Below are 17,079 nucleotides of genomic sequence, written 5' to 3' on the forward strand. Positions count from 1 at the left end.
CGGGCGAGGTCTGCTAGTCCTGCTCGGGCAGTCCTGTCGAGATGATACAAGGAGGTTAGTAGCTCGACGGCTCCTATTACTTGTAGGTGTTCCTCTTCGCTAAAAATGTGTACGCGAAATGACCTGGGGTGGTTGGGTCGACTTCGAGACATAGATCGTCCGGGCGGCCTGGGCTGACCATGTCGGGCCGATGTCTCGCACCAGCACCCAAAGTATCGTGCCGCCTTCTCCAGCGTGTTCCCTGGTCTCGCCGCGGCGACGGCTGGGACGCCGTGGCAGACATCGAGGTGTTCGTCTTCGCGGTCGAGGCCGAATTGGAGGATGAGCCCGAATGAACGGAGTCTGCTCTAGAAGGTGATCCAGACCGTGCGGGAGCGTCTCTCCTGCCGTTCCTGCGAGACCATCACCCAGCCGCCTGCGCCGTTCCACCCCATTGCCCGGGGCCGAACCTGCTGGCCATGGTCCTGGAGGCCAAGTACGGCCAGCACCTGCCGCTGAACCGGCAGAGCGAGACCTATGCCCGCGAGGGGGTGGAGCTGAGCGTCTCCACCCTGGCCGACTGGGTCGGCACCGCAGCCGCCGTGCTCTCCCCTCTCCACACCCTCATCGCGGCCCATGTCCTGGCCGCCGAGCGCCTGCACGGGGACGACACCACCGTGCCCCTGTTCGCCCGCGGCAAGACGATCACGGCCCGGCTCTGGACCCATGTCCGCGACGACCGGACCTTTGCCGGACTAGCCCCGCCCGCGGCTCTGTTCCAGTTCTCCCGCGACCGCGCGGCCGAGCACCCGAGACGGCATTTGGCCGCCTGCTCAGGGATCCTGCAGGCCGACGCCTATGCCGGGCTCGGCGAGCTCTACCGCCCCGATCGCAAGCCAGGGCCAATGACCGAGGCCGCCTGTTGGGCGCACGTCCGCAGGAAGGCCTTCGAGTTGGCCGAGGTCGCCTGCGCCTCGCTCGCAGCCCAGGCCGTGCGCCGCATCGACCGCGTGTTTGAGGCCGAGCGCGAGGTGAATGGGCGTCCAGCCGCGGAGCGCCTGGCTCATCGCACCGCCGTCGTAACCCCGATGGTCGCCGACCTCCACGCCTGGATGCTCGAGACCAGGGGCAGGCCGTCGCGCCACAACAACCTCGCCAAGGCGCTGGACCACGCCCTCAAGTGCTGGGACGCGTTCACCGGGTTCGTCGCCGATGGCCGGGTTTGCTTGACCGATAACGCTGCCGAGCGGGCGCTGCGCGGCGTTGCCCTCGGTCGAAAGGCATGGCTGTTCGCGTGCAGTGATCGAGGTGGCGAGCGGGCTGCCGCCATGTACTCCCTCATCGCCACCGCCAAGCTCAACGACGTCGACCCGCGCGCCTGGCTCGCCGATGTCCTGACCAGGATTGCCGACCATCCCATATCGAGGCTGGATGAGCTGCTGCCCTGGAACTGGGCCAGGGAGATAGAGCGACGAAAGGCGGCGGCATGACCACCAACAGCATTGCGCGGCTCAAGATCACCCTTGATGAGGTCAAGCCTGCGGTCCTACGCCGGGTCGAGGTTCCACTGTCAATCCGGCTGGATCGCTTACACCTTGTGCTCCAGGCCGCCATGGGCTGGACCAACAGCCATCTCTACGAGATCCGTGCCCGCGATGTGGGCTGGGGCATTCCCGACCCGGACTGGGGTGGAGGTCCCCTCGATGCCCGCAAGGCACGCCTCCTGGACGTCATTGAGGACACCGGCGCGAAGGCCCTTCGGTACCTCTACGACTTCGGGGATGGTTGGGAGCACACGGTTAAGATCGAGCACATCACGGAGGCCGTGCCCGGCCTGACATACCCGCTCTTGATCGACGCCGCGGGGCGCTGCCCACCCGAGGATGTTGGCGGGCCCTGGGGCTATGCCGAGTTCCTCGAGGCCGTCGCCGATCCGCAGCACGAAAACCACGCCGAGATGATCGAATGGGCTGGCGGGCCGTTCGATCCCAACACGATCGACATCGATGATCATGCCAAGGCTATCGCAGCCCTGGCCAAGGCATGGTCGCGTAAGCCAGTTGTCAAACGCAAACCTGCAATCTGACCCGCGGCCCTAGCCGGATCGGTATTGGCAACCTCCTGGTCTTGCCACCTCAAAGGTCGGCTGATCCATAGAGGCCTTAGAAGGAAGGGGAGGTTCCCAACGGCTGAGCCTACTGCTACGAGGGCCGCACACAACCTGAGGTCAGTCAAAGCTAGCGAACTAGCACGCCACCCGTTGCTGGTGCCTTGAACTGCAAGGAACCGGATAGTATAATTGATGCCAATGGCCCTCTGTCGGAATCGGTAGACGAACGCGACTCAGACTATTTGGGTGCCCTGGGGGAAACCCTGGGAGTAGAACTGCTCAAAGTCGGGGAAGGCTTAACTGCTAATCCCGAGCCAAGCCCAGAAAACTGGGAAGGTGTAGAGACTGGACGGGCAGCACCTAATCCGCTTTTGCGGCACGGTGAAGGGACAGTCCAGACCACGAACCCTTAGGGGGCGGCGAAAGCCGAAGTGGTACGAAAATCGCGCGCCTTAACAGGCATCCCGGTTCGAGTCCGGGGAGGGCCACCAAGCTGTTTCTAGTCTTCACTCCTTTCCTGTCTTGGGCTTACCTGCTGCGGGTGCTACCGCGGCCAGGATTTTATCCAGCACGTAAAAAAGGCCTGGCCTTGAAAGTGCTTCACTATCTGAACTCACTAACCGCCCTAAATCGTCCCACTGCCCATTACGACTAGCCATCTCTGTGGGATCTAAAAAGGCCGCTAGTATTCCACGCTCCTCTGAACTCAAGATCTCAACAGGCATACTCTGTTTCGACGTCAAGACTGGATGCGCGGTGTACCGTATCATTTGGTCAGGTGTAAGCGATCGCATAATGGTAATCTGTTTTCGCAAGTTGCGTAATGATGTGCGCATGGCTAGTACTATAACTCGGGCGCCCTCCGGCTGAATGCGCTCTAAAAGCATATCTGGTAGATCGTCCTCTACTCTCTGGGGTTGCCTCCGGTTACGTGCCTCGTCGAGGGCAACCTCGTAAGCGCGCCATATGGCGATCACCTCACGGTACAGACCACCAGCTTCCGTTTTGTTGTAGAAGGTCTGTTCAGCCAGCCGCAAACTAGGGTGCATGGTTCGAAGAGTCCGAACCACGCCAGCGACAGAAAGGTCGCCACGCTTCTCAACCACAGCTCGGCATGCACCATCAATTTTTCTCAAGTTGTCCTGCGTCTTCAGCCGAATGCCAGGTGAATCTAAAAGCCTTTCGAATGACTGGCGACGCACCTCCTCGGCACGGTCGGAAATTGCACTCATGACGGCGATCCTAGGCGCGGTACTTGTTCTAGCTGGCGAGAAGACCCATTGAACCCGTCCGAAAATACGTCAATTTTGAAGGCCTCACCAATCAGTTCATCTACCTCACCTCCGATCCCCAAACCTTCAAATGTTTCTTGATCCTCAAAAAGTTTTTGCACCGCAGACCTACCCCAGCGTCTATAGAGACCCGCAACGATTGTACCAGCAGCCAAATCAGCCTCCTCCTCTGACATCAACGCAAGGGCCGGTGACCGCCTGTTCCTGACCAAAAGCTTCATTATCATTTCCCTCCGCTCACGACGAAGTCCATCCGTGCGGATGGATGGAAACCATTTTGCCGCATAGCAAAGTTCATCCACAACCTCGAGACGCGGCACAGCACCCCATTTGAAATCTGGAATTTCCTCGAAGAGCAATGCAGGAACTCCATCCGCCTTTTCAACTATCTGCCGACGTGCGAGCAGCCGAACTTTTTGCCACATCTGAACGTGTGCATTCAGACTCTCAATAAGTTCGCCCATGACGTCGCCTTCGGCTTTTAGCTCCTGCCGAACGATGTGGATGTTTCGCTCAGTGCTGGGATTAGCTAAGCCACCTGCGCGGCGTTCCTGCGCGTAAGACACCTCCTGCTGGTCAATCACCTGACGCATCTCATGATATCTTTTGGCGCACTCATGTGTTCTGACCGACACCTCATTGACCTTCAAGCGCAAGCCTTCCATAAATGGAGTACCCGTAATGAAAAAGCGGCATCGAATACAATCCGGTGCGTTACCTACCGTCAAGGGAACGGGCCCGTAGGTTTTTTGGATTTCCTTCCGCTTGAATTCAGTTCTATCTACTATTCTGCCGCCCTCGTCACACCGGGTGCGTCCGTTGGGGCAGAAGCCACAATCCATGTGGGACATCTGACCAACACGCTTACCGTCGATATCGCGTCGAGATTTCTCCAGAGACGGGACTGCGTCTAAACCGCCAACTGAATTCCGATGTACTTCTTCTACAGTTCTCGTTGTCAAAAACTGCTGGAAGTCCTTCTGTTTTCCACGCATTGCATCTGCATATGCTTCGTTCAAGGTGTCGCTAACGTGCGCAGCGTTAGGCTTTATGTAGTAAATAGTTTGGAGAATGCTGCCATGATCCGCAACAATCGTCTGGAGTATCCATGGCTCGACGCCTGCCATAGCAAGCCGAGTAAGACCTCCGTGCCGCAGGCCATGCAGCGTATACGGGCTCGATTGAGGAGAATTCCCTATCCAGCTCGAGATCAGAGCTGGCGTATCGGCATAGACCTCGCGCTGCCTGCGTTCCAGCTCAGCTAGCAACTCGTACCAGAACATCCGTAACTGCTGGGAGCTCGGCGGCGATGACTTGAAATTGGACGAATTGCCAGCAGGATATCGAAAAAGATAGAAAGCATCGGGCCGCCTTTTTGCAGCACTTGCAGCCATCCTCTCAAATACAGAGTTGCGGACCTGGGTGTATTGCAATGGGCCGCTTACTGGGTTATAGCGCTCCTGCCAAGTACGCATCTTCAGAATGAGTTCGATAACCGCCTCATTGTGCCATTGAATCACATATCCACTTCTTTCATCGAACAAGGTCCGTCGATCGCTACCTTTGCTACTGTTGATAAAAAACCCGCAGAGTGTCCGGCTTGAGAAATTATCCTCAATTTTTCGGAGCGTTCCTCGCTTTGGCTGGCGCACTCCATGTTGAAGCCAGTAGCCTCCATTCGGCCCGTCATTTTTTACCCATTCACCCGAAGACAAATCAAACCTTTCAGCATCCCCCTCACCAGAATCCAACCGCCTAACCTGCACTTGGCGTATGGGCAGCTTTGTCAGAACAGCAATGGCATATGGAAGTACTGGACAATAAACGGTAGTTTCTTTTCCTGTTTGTGCGTCTGTTGCAGTGATCCAATCGACCGATCGTGTTTTCGGCCAAGCCATGTCATTTTCGAATAAAATTTGATCAATTTTCTCGAAGTACTCCGTAGGGAGCGCAAGCTGAACTGTCTCACCTGGTTTCTCGTGATCTGCTCGAAGATGAGAGTAACTCAAATCATAATTTTTCTGCGAGATCGGATTAACGTATTTTGGGTCAAGCTTGACGGAGTCTTCCTCGGCCCCTTCTAATCGAAATCTTTGATCTTCGGTCAGCAGCCATGCGAAGAACGAAGCCAAGGAGGAAATAATTGAATGCTGCGTTGCCGGACTATTCCCCCGACCAGCAATCCAAACTGACAGTGAAGTTCTAGGCACGTCTTGGTTAAAGAAAGCTTGAACGTCGGAAACGTGGGGATGCTGCGCAAAGTAGAGCAGCAGGTGGTTTAGAGCACCTTCATAGGCTGCGACCGAGCCTAGAGTTTTATCGTCAAGGAATAATGCTAACAGCCGCTTCCATTCTTGAGCGATAGCGTCGCCGCCGACGCCGACGCCGTCATGAGCCTTCCTGCTTAAATAGGCCCGCTTAGTTCCGATCTGCGAACCAAGGGCAGCATGAACGCCCTGAACTGATTGTCGCAAGCGGTCATGCACTTGAAGCTTCCAGTGGCCGTGGCTGTCGCCCGCAATGTAAAGTGCGCAAAATTCGGCCAAAACATCTGCCCCTGGACTACAATGCCGCCCCTCTACGGTCGACATCCAGAGACGCTGCAAGATCGGATGAACAACTTGCGAAACCGGCTGAACAGGCATTTTGCTCATTATCGAGCCAGCCCACGCATCATAGTTCGGAAGTTTGCCGGAGAGGACGAAGCCTTTTCCAAAACCAGAGAGAGGCGCCAGAAGGACCTCTCTTTCAACTAGGTGCAACACAGTTCGGTTGAAATTCGATTGGCGATCACGGCGCGATACCAAGATCTCCAAAGCAGTTTTGGTCTGCTCCTGACCTGAACTTGCGTCCTCACATCCATCAAGGTTCCCACTTGGCGCCGTTGTGATATCCTCCAAGCTGAGTGGCCGCCTGATTGTCCACGCATGTGCGTCAGTTCCAACCGTGAACATTCCAGTAGTCGTTAGTCCGATCGCAATGCGAACCGACGGTGCAGGTAGTGGTAGATGAGCGCTCAAAATAAATCCCCCTCATAACCTTGGCCGTTAGCTTGGAAATACCTTTGCGTGCGTGTCAGCCGAATGCCCTCAGGCAAACTGTCTCTGTTCCTGGCCCAGGCTGCGGTCAGTTCGGCGCTTACTTCAAGGGCCGGTGGCAAACCGTAGCGGGAACTGCTCGTTGGGTGGCGGTGCCTTAATCCCTCTTGGAGGAGCTTATTTTTGATGCCCAACTTGCGGAGAGTATACGCATACAAGTGGCGCAGCCCATGGGAAGTGGTACCAAACTCGTGTCCATAGGAGAGCCCAACCCGTTTCACAGCTCTTTCGAGGTGTGTTTCATAAGACTCGATACTCGCCGGAGCTCCAATCCATCGATACCCATCAGCACGATTGCGCGCCTCGCGACTTGAAACGAAAAGAAAAGGATGTGGGGGAAGGCCAAGTGACGCTCTCCTCTCCATCAACTGAGCTCTATAACCAAGGTAGTGGCGGTATAACTCAAAAAACAGCATTGATGCCATTGGGTCTGACCAGAAAAACAACGCGAAATGATCCTTGGTCGCCACTTTGGCGTTTTTCCAACCAATTCGATAAGATCCTGTCCCGAGATTCCGGGGTGGAAGTCCATATCGCTCTTTCAAAACGTTATGACGTTGCGTCCGCTGCGGTTTGCCATCAACGTCATCTTGGAACGCCACGCCGAATGAAGGATGGTATAAGGCTACAGACGCATGACCGGGCCGCGATGGGTCTTCAACTACATCGGTTTCCCAGAGATGGTGCGGTTCATGCTCCCGAGCTCCCCCATAAGCTTGCAGTAAAAAAATCATCATCGCACCAATGTTGTAATTACCCCATCCACTCTTTTCTGGACCTCCGCGCCGAAAGCCCTCCCAGAGTACTGTTTCAACGAATTGAGCAGGGAAGCTAATTGCAGGGCTAGCTGTCCGGCCTCGCGGGATGTTGGAGACTACTGTTGTAGATGATGGCCTCTCGCCACTATGCATGGAGGATCGCAAAGAGACATTATTCTTCCGGGCCGAGTTGAATATCGTGTTCAGTTCTTGGTTCACAACAGTCACCTCTTTAGGCTTTTCGACATCCTGAACCATTGAGGAGATGAACTGATCCACGGCGCCAAGAATACGTCTTACCTGATCAACTGGCTGCTGCTTCCAGTATAAACCCAAGGGATCCTGAACACCGTCACAGGTGCCGTTGATCAAGGCACGAGAGAAATCAGCGAAAATGCGGGTTTTGTCGGAGGGCTTTAATGATTTCAGCTCAAGAGATCGCTTTGCCACAACAAAATCCCAAAAGATTCCCACTGAGCGTGCCATCTCCTCCTGCCAAGCATCAGACTTGTTCCAACGATTGAGCATGTAATCGTACAAAGGCCAGTAGGGGCCAGACCGATCCTGGGCATCGCAAAGCACCAACAGCCGGACAGTCCAGCCAAGGGGAAGTGAGAGGGAGCGACCGTCAACAGGGACACGGAGAACGGTGTGGTGCCTTCCGGTGATGCTGAAAACTGACATGGGACCTCTGGACAACAAGTAAATATGGTAAAATGTTTGCCCCTGAAATTGCAAGCTTCCTTAGTCTCTCCTAGACTTCTGTCTGGGCGAAGGCAGCATCTGGCTGTAGAGTTCGATTGGAAATAGGGTTAACTGGTAAGGTTGCTTTGCCCCAAAGAAGACGCGACGGACTCAAAATCCGTTTCCGGCAACGGAGTGTCGGTTCGAGCCCGACCACCCGCACCACGGCCGCTTTCCCGTCCTGCCGCAGGCGCCGAGGGCCCGTTTGAACATTCCTGCCCTGCTGGACGTCCTCACCGGGCTGGCGGCCGTGCTCCTTGCGCTGTTCGGCTGCGCCGGGATCGGGGATCCGCTCCTTGGCCCCGTTCTGGCGCCCGGCGGGGCACGAAACCGCCTGGGCCTCGCCGCCGCCATCGGCATCTCCGTCTTCCTGGCCCTGTGCGGGGTCATGGAACTGTTCTCAGTGGCCAGTCCGGCCGCCGGCGGGGCCTTCCTGGCCGTTGGCTGCCTTCTCTGGGTTCGCCGCCACGCGGTGCCCGCGCTGCGGCGGCGGGCGCCGTTCCCGGCGGGTCCGGGCTCGCCCCTTGCTGCCTTGTCCGCGGCAAAGCCTCCCGTCTCGCCCACCGTCTCGCCCGCTGCATGGGCCGTCCTGCTGGCCGCCGCCCTGGCCTGCCTCCTGCTCGTGGCCAACAGCGCCCACTGGCACTTCGGCAACCGCGACGACGCCCAGGGCTACCTGGTCCTCTACACCCGCATCGTCGAACTCGGCGCGATGGGCGCCGACCCCTTCCTTTACCGGCGCTTCGAGGCCGGACTGGGCGGCGGCACATACCTCTACCTGCTGCACGCCTGGCCGATGGGCATCGAGGGCATCCGCGTGATGGATATCGGCCTGGGGCTGTTCCTGCTGGCCGCCCTGATGGCTCCGGGCCTGTGGGAGGCCCAGGAGGCGGACCGGCGCCGCGGCTGGCCCGCGGCCATCGGGGCCACCGCTCTGCTCCTGGCCGTGGCCTTCGCACCCGGCGTGAACATGACGCCCGAGATCATCGCCATGGGCATGTTCCTCGCCCTGCTCCGCCTGGCGGTGCGGCTGGCCGAAGGCACCGGCGGGTGGCGCCGCGCACCGCTTCTCGGCCTGCTGGTCTTCGCCCTGGCCTGCGTGAAGACCACGTTCCTGATCCCCGCCGCCGCTGTTGTCGGCGTGACCTACCTCGTGCTCCTGCTGCGCGAGCGGAGCGCGAGGAACCTTGTCGAGCCCATCGCCGCCGCCCTGTTCTGCCTCGCCCTCATGGCGCCCTGGATGCTGGTTTCCTTTCGCGCCGTCGGCACGGCCTTCTTTCCCGTGCTCGGGATCGGCAAGCTTTCGCCGGCGGAGGTCGCCGGCTTCGCCTCCCCGTCCGACTTCCTGAAGTCTTCCGTCCGCATCGGCCTCATCATGGCGCTGCCGCTCTGGATGGGCCTGCGCTCCCTGCGGCGCGGCCTGCCCGCCCCGGCCCTGGCCGCTGCCCTGCTGCCCTTCGCCTGCACGGCCGTCTTCATCCTGTTGCAGGCGAAGTACACGGTGGCTGGCTACCGCTACGGCTATGCCGGGGCCTGCGCGGTGTTCCTGTTCTACCTGACCGCCTGGCTGCGCGAACCCGGCGGGCGGGCGGAGCGCCGCGTGGTCGCGCCCCTCCTTCTCGCGGTCGGCCTGAACGTCTCGGTCTACTTCATCGTCGCCCCCGGCTACGCGGCGGACACCTTCCACGGCGGCTTCCTTTACCGCGCCCTCGTGGGCGTCCCGCCCGACCAGACGGAGGAAGCCCTCCGGGACCGGCGGGAGGCGCTGCGCCGGATGCAGGCGGCCGTGCCCGCGGGGGCGCCGCTGCTCGTGCGGGTGGACCTACCCTATGTGCTGGATTTCCGCCGCAACACGATCCTCGCCATGGACTGGCCAGGCCTGATCGGTCCGGGGCAAGGCCCGCCCGCCATCGATTCCCCGACCAACTGGCGCGCCTATCTCCGCGCTTCCGGCGTCCGGTTTCTCGCCTATTCCTACGGCGACCGCGCCGGCACCGCGGCTTCGGGGATGGAACAGCAGCTCGCGCGCTCCGAGAGCCTCTGGCAGAGAACCCTGCTGAGCCGGACCCTGGGCGTGCAGGCCGTGCTGGCCGTGCTCCAGGAAACGGAAGCCATCCTCCACGACGACGGCGTGCGCTGCGTGATCGACCTCGGCCCGCCTGGATGAGCCACCCGCGCCCATCACTTTCGCCGGGCATTCCGGAGCACGCCTGGACCCGGCCCTGCGGGCATGGCCATTTGGGTGGGTGAAACCCAACGGATGCCCGGCGCCTTCCTGCCTCCGCCATGCCGTACACGGCCCATACCACCCACCCCACCGGCCCTGGCGCGCCTCTCCGTGCCGGCGGGCAAACCTCGGGGCGGGACACCAGGCAACAAGGACGCCGATGACCCGTCCATGCTGAGCTTTCTCGAGGATGGCGGGCGTTTGGGCGCGCTGATCCGCGCCCATGACTGGCGTGCGACGGGCTTCGGCCCGCCCGAGGTCTGGCCGCAGTCGCTGAAAACCCTGGTGGGCGTGATGCTGGGCTCCCGCCAGCCCATGTTCGTGGCCTGGGGCCCGCGGCAGCTCACCCTCTACAACGACGGCTATGCGGAAATCCTGGGCGCGAAGCACCCGGCCGCGCTGGGCCAACCCTTTCTGGAGGTCTGGGCGGAGATCGCCGGGGACCTCCGCCCCATCGTCGAGCAGGCCTATGCCGGGCAATCCGTCCACATGGACGACATCCGCCTGCTCATGCAGCGCAACGGCTACCCGGAGGAGACGCATTTCGCCTTCTCCTACACGCCCATCCGGGGAGTGGGCGGCGTCGTGGAGGGCTTCTTCTGCCCCTGCATGGAGACCACCCGCCAGGTCATCTCCGTCCGCGCCTTGCGCGACAGCGAAGCCCTGGCCCACCAGATCTTCGACAGCGTCACCGACCACGCCATCATGGTCACCGATCTTGTCGGCCAGGTTACGCACTGGAACGAGGGCGCGCGCCGCATCTTCGGCTGGACCGAGGACGAGATGCTCGGCCATTCCGCCGACCGTATCCTGACGCCCGAGGATCGGGCGGAGGACCGCCTGGCCGCCGAGCGGCGCGAGGCGCTGCAAGCCGGCCATTCCCCCAATGAGCGCTGGCACTGCCGCGCCACCGGCGAGCGCTTCTGGGCCACCGGGGAGGTGACGCCGCTGCGCGACGACGCCGGCACCCTGGTCGGCTTCGTGAAGGTGCTGCGCGACCGCACCGCCCAGCGCGAGGCCGAGCGCGCGCTTGCGCTCAGCGAGCAGCGGTTGCGGGAGGGCGCGGAGGCTGTGCCCGGGTTTGTCTGGACCACCGACAGCACGGGCGCGATCACCTACACCAGCCGACGCTGGCACGAATATTCGGGCGCCACCCCCGCGCAGACGCTGGGCGGCGACTGGGCGGCCCTCATCCATCCGGAGGACAAGGCCGCCGCGGCCACCCGCTGGAACGTCAGCGTCGTGGAAGGCACGCCCTACGAGGCCGAGTTCCGGCTTCGCCGCGCCGACGGCGCCTACCGCTGGTGGCTTGCCCGCGCCCAGCCCGTCCGCGCCGAGGACGGTTCCATCCACCGCTGGATCGGCGTTTCCTCCGACATCCAGGAGATCGTGGAGGCGCGCGAAACCCTCGCCCGCTCCCGCGAGGATCTGGAGGCGAGGGTCGCCGAGCGCACGCGCGAGCGCGACCGCATGTGGCGGCTTTCCACGGACATCATGCTTGTCGCCGATTTCAGCGCGCGGATCATGTCGGTGAACCCGGCCTGGACGGGCATTCTGGGCTGGGCGGAGGATGAGCTGATCGGCGCCGACTTCCTGAGCCTTGTCCACCCCGACGACATCGAGGCCACGCAGGCCGAGGTGAGCCGGCTGGCCGCCGGCGTCACCACGCTGCGCTTCGAGAACCGCTATCGCCGCAAGGACGGGACCTTTCGCTGGCTGTCCTGGACGGCGGTGCCGGACGAGGGCTTCATCCACGCCGTCGGCCGCGACATCCAGGCGGAGAAGGAGGCGGCCGAGGCGCTGCGCACCACCGAGGCCGCCCTGCGCCAGGCGCAGAAGATGGAGGCGGTCGGGCAACTCACCGGCGGGCTCGCGCACGACTTCAACAACCTGCTGACCGGCGTGATCGGCAGCCTGGACCTGATGCAGCGCCGCATCGCCGCCGGCCGCTCTGCCGAGGCCGGGCGCTACGTCGCGGCCGCCATTGCCTCGGCCAACCGCGCCGCCGCCCTCACCCACCGCCTTCTCGCCTTCTCCCGACGCCAGCCGCTGGCCCCTCGCCCGGTGGATGCGAACGGGCTCGTCACATCCATGGAGGACCTGCTCCGCCGCACCATCGGCGAGAGCATCCGGCTGCGCATCCACACGGCCGAGAACCTGTGGCAAACCCTATGCGACCCGCACCAGCTCGAAAGCGCGCTGCTCAACCTTTCCATCAACGCCCGCGACGCCATGCCCGAAGGCGGGCGCCTGTGCATCGAGACACGCAACATGCCGATGCGCGGGGGCACCGCCGGACCGGAAGGCGAGATCCCGCCGGGCGACTACATCGGCATTCTCGTCTCCGACACCGGCACCGGCATGGACGCCGAGACGGTCGAGCGCGCCTTCGAGCCCTTCTACACCACCAAGCCCATCGGCCAGGGCACCGGCCTGGGCCTCTCCATGGTCTACGGCTTCGCCCGCCAGTCCGGCGGCCACGCCCGGATCGAGTCCACGCCGGGGCGGGGCACCACCATCACCCTTCTCCTGCCACGCTCCGAGGAGGAGGGCGCCGGCGGCGGGGGCGGGGCCACGGCCCCGGCCTTGCCCCGCCCGGAGGAGCGCAGCGAGGTCGTGCTGGTGGTCGAGGACGAGCCGGTGGTGCGCGACCTCGTGGTCGAGGTCCTGTCCGGCCTGGGCTACCGCGCGCTCCAGGCGGTGGATGGCCCCACCGGGCTGAGCATTCTCGAATCCCGCGCCCGCATCGATCTGCTGGTGACCGACGTGGGCCTGCCCGGCCTGAACGGACGCCAGCTGGCCGATGCCGCCCGCCGCCACCGTCCGGGCCTGCGCGTGCTTTTCATGACCGGCTATGCCGGCAACGCGGAGATCGAGGGCAGCTTCCTGGAACCGGGCATGGAGCTGATCACCAAGCCCTTCGACATCGACGCACTGGCCGGACGCATCCGCGCCATGCTTGCCTGATGCCGTGCCGCCGGCAGCCCACCGGCCGCGCGGGCACCCTGCCATCACCCGAAGGGAACCGACGATGGACCAGATGACGCGAACCGCGCTTCCAGGCCGCCGGCGCCTGCTCGCATCGGGTTTGGCCCTGCCGGCGCTCGCCCTCGCGCCACGCCGCGCGGCGGCCCAGCCCGGCCCGCCGCTCACCGTCGCCTCCAAGCTCGACACCGAGGGCGCGCTGCTCGGGCAGATGATGGCGGCCACCCTCGAGGCCCGCGGCGTTCCCGTGCGTGCCCGCCTTCAGCTCGGCCCCACCCGCATCCTCCGCCAGGCGATCCTGGCGGGGGAGGTGGACCTTTACCCGGAATACACGGGCAACGGCGCCTTCTTCTTCCAGCAGGAGGACGACCCCGCCTGGAAGCGCGCCGACACCGCCTTTGAGCGCGTGAGAACGCTGGACGCCGAGCGCAACGGCATCGCCTGGCTCCGCCCCGCGCCGGCCAACAACAGCTGGGCCATCGCGGTGCGCGGCAACCTGCCGCTGCGCACGCTGGAGGACCTCCCCGGCCATCTGGCGGCGGGCGGCGCCTTCAAGCTCGCGGCCTCCGCCGAATTCGTGGAAAGCCCGGCCGCCCTGCCCGCCTTCCAGCGCGCCTACGGCTTCACCCTTTCGCCCCAGCAACTGCTTGTGCTGCCCGGCGGCGACACGGCGGTGACGATGCGCGCCGCCGCCGAGGGGCTGAGCGGGGTCAACGCCGCCATGGTCTACGGCACGGACGGCGCCATCTCCGCGCTGTCCCTCCGCGTGCTGGAGGACACCAGGGGCGCCCAGATCGTTTACCAGCCCGCCCCCTGCGCGCGGGGCGAGGCCGCACGCCGCCTGCCGCGGCTGGAGGAATGGCTGGGGCCCGTTTTCGCGACCCTGACGCTGGAGCGCCTGCAGGCCCTGAACGCCGCCGTGGTGGTGGAAGGGCGCCCGCTGCGCGACGTGGCGCGCGAGCACCTGCGCGGCACCGGGCAGCCCGGCTGATGCGCGCGGGCGAGCCGGCCCCCGGGCCGCCCGGGCCCGCCCTCCCGGCGCTCGCGCCCCTCGCCCTTGCCGCCGGGCTCGCGCCCCTGCTGCTGGGCTGGATCGCCGTCGCCCCCAACAGGCTGCTGTCCCCCCGCCCGGCGGCGCTGGCGGAAACCGGCCCCGTGCTGCTGGCCTGGGCCCTGTTCCACGCGGCCCTCCTCGCCCTGCTTCTCGCGGCCTGGCGGCCCCGCCCGAACTGGCTGCCCGAGGGCGCGGCGGTTCTCGCCATCCTCGCCCTCGCGGCCACGGTGGGCCTGGGCACCGCGGCCGGCCTGCCGCCGGGCGCCGCCGCCGCCCGCGCCGCCCCCGCCGCCGGCGCCTGGGTCGCCCTGCTGGCCCTGGCCCTGGCCACCGCGGCCGCTTCGGCCCTGCGGGGCGGCACCCCGGCCATCCCCCTGCTGGCCGCCCTGCTGGGCATCGGTGCCCTCGGCGCGGCGGGGCTGCTCGATTCCCTTTCCCTTGTGCGGGAAGCCCAGGGGCGCGCGGCGGATCTCCGCGCCGCCCTGGCCGGGCACCTGGCCCTGTCCGCCGCGGCCCTGCTGCTGGCGCTGCTGGCCGCCCTGCCACTCGCCGCCCTGTCCCTGTCCCGACCCCGGCTGGAAGCCGCCTTCCTGGGCGCCGCCTCCGGCATCCAGGTGATCCCCTCCATCGCCCTCTTCGGCCTGCTCATCGCCCCTCTCGCGGCGCTGGCCTCCGCCTTTCCCGGCCTGCGCGCGGCGGGGCTGGGCGGCATCGGCCCTGCCCCGGCGGTGATCGGCATCGCCGCCTATCTCGTTCTCCCCCTCGGCCGCGGCGTCCTGTCCGGGCTGCGCGTCGCCTCCGCCGATCTGGTGGAGGCCGCCCGCGGCCAGGGCCTCTCGCCCGGCCAGGCCCTCTGGCAGCTCCGCCTGCCGCTGGGCGCCGGCGTCATGCTGGGGGCGCTGCGCCTGGCCGCCGTGCAGGCCATCGGCCTCGCCACCCTGGCCGCCCTGGTGGGCGGCGGCGGCCTCGGCGCGGTGGTGTTCCAGGGCATCGGCCAGCTCGCCTCGGACCTGATCCTGCTGGGCGTGCTGCCCATCCTGGCGCTGTCGCTCGCCGCCGATGCCGGCATCGCCCTTCTCGCCCGCGTCGCGCCGGGTGGCTCGTGATCGCCTTCGAAGGCGTGTCCCACCGCTTCGGCGCCGTGCAGGCTTTGGAGGACGTCACCTTCGCCGTTCCCACGGGCACCCTCTGCGTCGTGCTGGGCGAAAGCGGCTCGGGCAAGTCCACCCTGCTCCGCACCGTCAACCGCCTGGTCGAGCCCGCCGCCGGGCGCGTGCTGCTGGGCGGGAAGGATGTCGCGGGCGCCGATCCCCAGGCGCTGCGCCGCGGCATCGGCTACGTCATCCAGTCCGTGGGCCTGTTCCCCCACCGCAGCGTGGCCGGGAACATCGCCACGGTGCCCCGCCTGCTCGGCTGGGACCGCGCCCGGACGGAGGCCCGCACGGACGCCCTGCTGGAGATGGTCGGCCTCGACCCCGCCACCTTCCGCGACCGGCGCCCCGCCACCCTGTCCGGCGGCCAGGCCCAGCGCGTCGGCCTCGCCCGTGCCCTGGCCGCCGACCCGCCCGTGCTGCTGATGGACGAGCCCTTCTCCGCCCTCGATCCCGGCACCCGCCGCGGCCTGCAGGCGGCGCTGCGCCGGATCCACGCCGGAACCGGCAAGACCATCCTGCTGGTCACGCACGACCTGGAGGAAGCCCTGGCCCTGGCCGGGCGCATCGCCGTGATGGCCCAGGGCCGCCTCGCGGCCGAGGGAACCCCCGCCGCCGTGCTGGGGCCAGGCGCGCCCGAGCCGCTCCGCCGCATGATCCGCCCGGGCACCCTGGCGCTGCACCGCCTGGCCGCGCTGCCGGCCGCCGGGGCCGCCGCCGAGGGTCCGGCGCCCGGCGCCCCCGCCCTGCCCCCCGGCGCCACCCTCGCCGACGCCCTGCTCCTCATGCTCGACCGCGGCGCCGACCGCCTGTCGTTCGCGGGCAACCCCGGGCGGCACCTGGGCATGGCGGCCATCCTCCGCGCCGCCGCGCCATGAGGCGCCGTGCCACCCTCCTCGCCCTGGAAGCCCTGGCCTTTCTCGCTGCCCTATGGGCCGCGCCGCGCGCCGGAGCGCTCTGGCACGCCCTGTTTCCGGAGGTCGCCCGACCCACCTACCTGCAGGATCCCTGGTTCGCCCTGCTCGGCTCGCACCTCGCGCTCTCGCTGGGCGCCGTGGCGATCGCGGCGGCGATCGGCCTTCCCGCGGGCATCGTGGCCACGCGCCCCGGCGGGCGGCGGCTGCGCCCGGTGCTGGACGCCGCCTTCTCCCTGGCCCAGGGCCTGCCGCCCGTCGCGGCCATCGCCCTGGCCCTTCCCCTGCTCGGCTTCGGCACGGCGCCCACCCTCCTGGCCCTGGTGCTCTACGCCGCGCTCCCCTTCCTCCGCGCGGCCGTGTCCGGCCTGGAAGCCGTCCCCCCCGCCGCGCTGGACGCCGCCGCGGGCCTCGGCATGTCCCCCTGGCAGCGCCTTTGGGAAGTGGAGCTGCCCCTCGCCCGGCCCGTGCTGCTGTCCGGCCTCCGCCTCGCCGTCACGCTCTCGGTCGCAACGACGGCAGTGGGCGCGGTGGCCGGGGCGCCCTGCCTGGGCACGCCCATCGTCACCGGGCTGGCCAACGCCAATCCCTCCTATGTCCTCCAGGGCGCCCTCTTCACCGCCTGGCTGGCCCTCCTGCTGGACCGCGCGCTGGCCCTGCTCGCCGCCCCCCTCGCGCCCGGGGAAGCGCCCTGATCCCGGGCCCTGGACTTCCCACCCCATTCCGGTCCATCACGCGCGCCGACCACCCAGAGACCTCGCCCTCCC

General features: G+C 65.3%; 10 protein-coding genes and 1 pseudogene. 8 read left to right on the top strand and 3 right to left on the bottom strand.

Features of this window, described 5'->3' with window-relative positions:
• Positions 1-351 precede the first annotated feature (351 nt).
• Positions 352-1,469 (top strand): annotated as a pseudogene (tnpC, locus tag ACFFIC_RS19660) (IS66 family transposase); the annotation flags it as partial.
• Positions 1,466-2,065, top strand: coding sequence for a plasmid pRiA4b ORF-3 family protein (locus tag ACFFIC_RS19665; protein WP_377053478.1), 600 nt, complete (start codon positions 1,466-1,468; stop codon positions 2,063-2,065). The pseudogene tnpC and the gene ACFFIC_RS19665, both read left to right, overlap by 4 nt.
• Before the next feature lie 530 nt (positions 2,066-2,595).
• Here the strand turns inward: ACFFIC_RS19665 and gmtX are convergent.
• The 3 genes from gmtX to ACFFIC_RS19680 form a co-directional block, all read right to left on the bottom strand.
• Positions 2,596-3,321, bottom strand: coding sequence for a gamma-mobile-trio protein GmtX (gmtX, locus tag ACFFIC_RS19670; RefSeq protein ID WP_377053480.1), 726 nt, complete (start codon positions 3,319-3,321; stop codon positions 2,596-2,598).
• A complete protein-coding gene (locus ACFFIC_RS19675) occupies positions 3,318-6,281 on the bottom strand; it encodes a VPA1269 family protein (protein ID WP_377053482.1) in 2,964 nt (987 codons plus the stop codon). The genes gmtX and ACFFIC_RS19675 overlap by 4 nt, the downstream gene beginning before the upstream one ends.
• A gap of 116 nt (positions 6,282-6,397) precedes the next feature.
• Positions 6,398-7,723 (bottom strand): hypothetical protein, encoded by a 1,326-nt coding sequence (locus ACFFIC_RS19680; RefSeq protein WP_377053484.1) that lies wholly within the window; start codon positions 7,721-7,723, stop codon positions 6,398-6,400.
• Positions 7,724-8,186: 463 nt separating this feature from the next.
• Here ACFFIC_RS19680 and ACFFIC_RS19685 point away from each other — a divergent pair, with 463 nt between their 5' ends.
• The 6 genes from ACFFIC_RS19685 to ACFFIC_RS19710 all read left to right on the top strand — a co-directional run bounded on the left by ACFFIC_RS19685 (position 8,187) and on the right by ACFFIC_RS19710 (position 17,007).
• Positions 8,187-10,148: a hypothetical protein gene (locus ACFFIC_RS19685; RefSeq protein ID WP_377053486.1), complete on the top strand. Its 1,962-nt coding sequence runs from the start codon at positions 8,187-8,189 to the stop codon at positions 10,146-10,148.
• 231 nt (positions 10,149-10,379) lie between these two features.
• Positions 10,380-13,175, top strand: coding sequence for a hybrid sensor histidine kinase/response regulator (locus ACFFIC_RS19690; protein WP_377053488.1), 2,796 nt, complete (start codon positions 10,380-10,382; stop codon positions 13,173-13,175).
• 64 nt (positions 13,176-13,239) lie between these two features.
• Positions 13,240-14,184 carry a glycine betaine ABC transporter substrate-binding protein OsmF gene (osmF, locus tag ACFFIC_RS19695; RefSeq protein WP_377053490.1) on the top strand — a complete coding sequence of 315 codons (945 nt, stop codon included), beginning with the start codon at positions 13,240-13,242 and terminating at the stop codon, positions 14,182-14,184.
• Positions 14,184-15,353: an ABC transporter permease subunit gene (locus ACFFIC_RS19700; protein ID WP_377053492.1), complete on the top strand. Its 1,170-nt coding sequence runs from the start codon at positions 14,184-14,186 to the stop codon at positions 15,351-15,353. The genes osmF and ACFFIC_RS19700 overlap by 1 nt, the downstream gene beginning before the upstream one ends.
• Positions 15,350-16,276, top strand: coding sequence for an ATP-binding cassette domain-containing protein (locus ACFFIC_RS19705; protein WP_377053494.1), 927 nt, complete (start codon positions 15,350-15,352; stop codon positions 16,274-16,276). Before ACFFIC_RS19700 ends, ACFFIC_RS19705 begins: the two co-directional genes overlap by 4 nt.
• Positions 16,273-17,007 carry an ABC transporter permease subunit gene (locus ACFFIC_RS19710; RefSeq protein ID WP_377053496.1) on the top strand — a complete coding sequence of 245 codons (735 nt, stop codon included), beginning with the start codon at positions 16,273-16,275 and terminating at the stop codon, positions 17,005-17,007. The genes ACFFIC_RS19705 and ACFFIC_RS19710 overlap by 4 nt, the downstream gene beginning before the upstream one ends.
• The last annotated feature ends 72 nt before the right edge of the window (positions 17,008-17,079 follow it).

Source organism: Muricoccus vinaceus (genome assembly GCF_042433125.1).
Lineage (GTDB): Bacteria > Pseudomonadota > Alphaproteobacteria > Acetobacterales > Acetobacteraceae > Roseomonas > Roseomonas vinacea.

Coding starts and splice junctions, on each gene's coding strand:
- ACFFIC_RS19665 (WP_377053478.1), top strand. CDS start 1,466: ATGACCACCAACAGCATTGCGCGGCTCAAGATCACCCTTGATGAGGTC.
- gmtX (WP_377053480.1), bottom strand. CDS start 3,321: ATGAGTGCAATTTCCGACCGTGCCGAGGAGGTGCGTCGCCAGTCATTC.
- ACFFIC_RS19680 (WP_377053484.1), bottom strand. CDS start 7,723: ATGGCACGCTCAGTGGGAATCTTTTGGGATTTTGTTGTGGCAAAGCGA.
- ACFFIC_RS19690 (WP_377053488.1), top strand. CDS start 10,380: ATGCTGAGCTTTCTCGAGGATGGCGGGCGTTTGGGCGCGCTGATCCGC.
- osmF (WP_377053490.1), top strand. CDS start 13,240: ATGGACCAGATGACGCGAACCGCGCTTCCAGGCCGCCGGCGCCTGCTC.
- ACFFIC_RS19700 (WP_377053492.1), top strand. CDS start 14,184: ATGCGCGCGGGCGAGCCGGCCCCCGGGCCGCCCGGGCCCGCCCTCCCG.
- ACFFIC_RS19710 (WP_377053496.1), top strand. CDS start 16,273: ATGAGGCGCCGTGCCACCCTCCTCGCCCTGGAAGCCCTGGCCTTTCTC.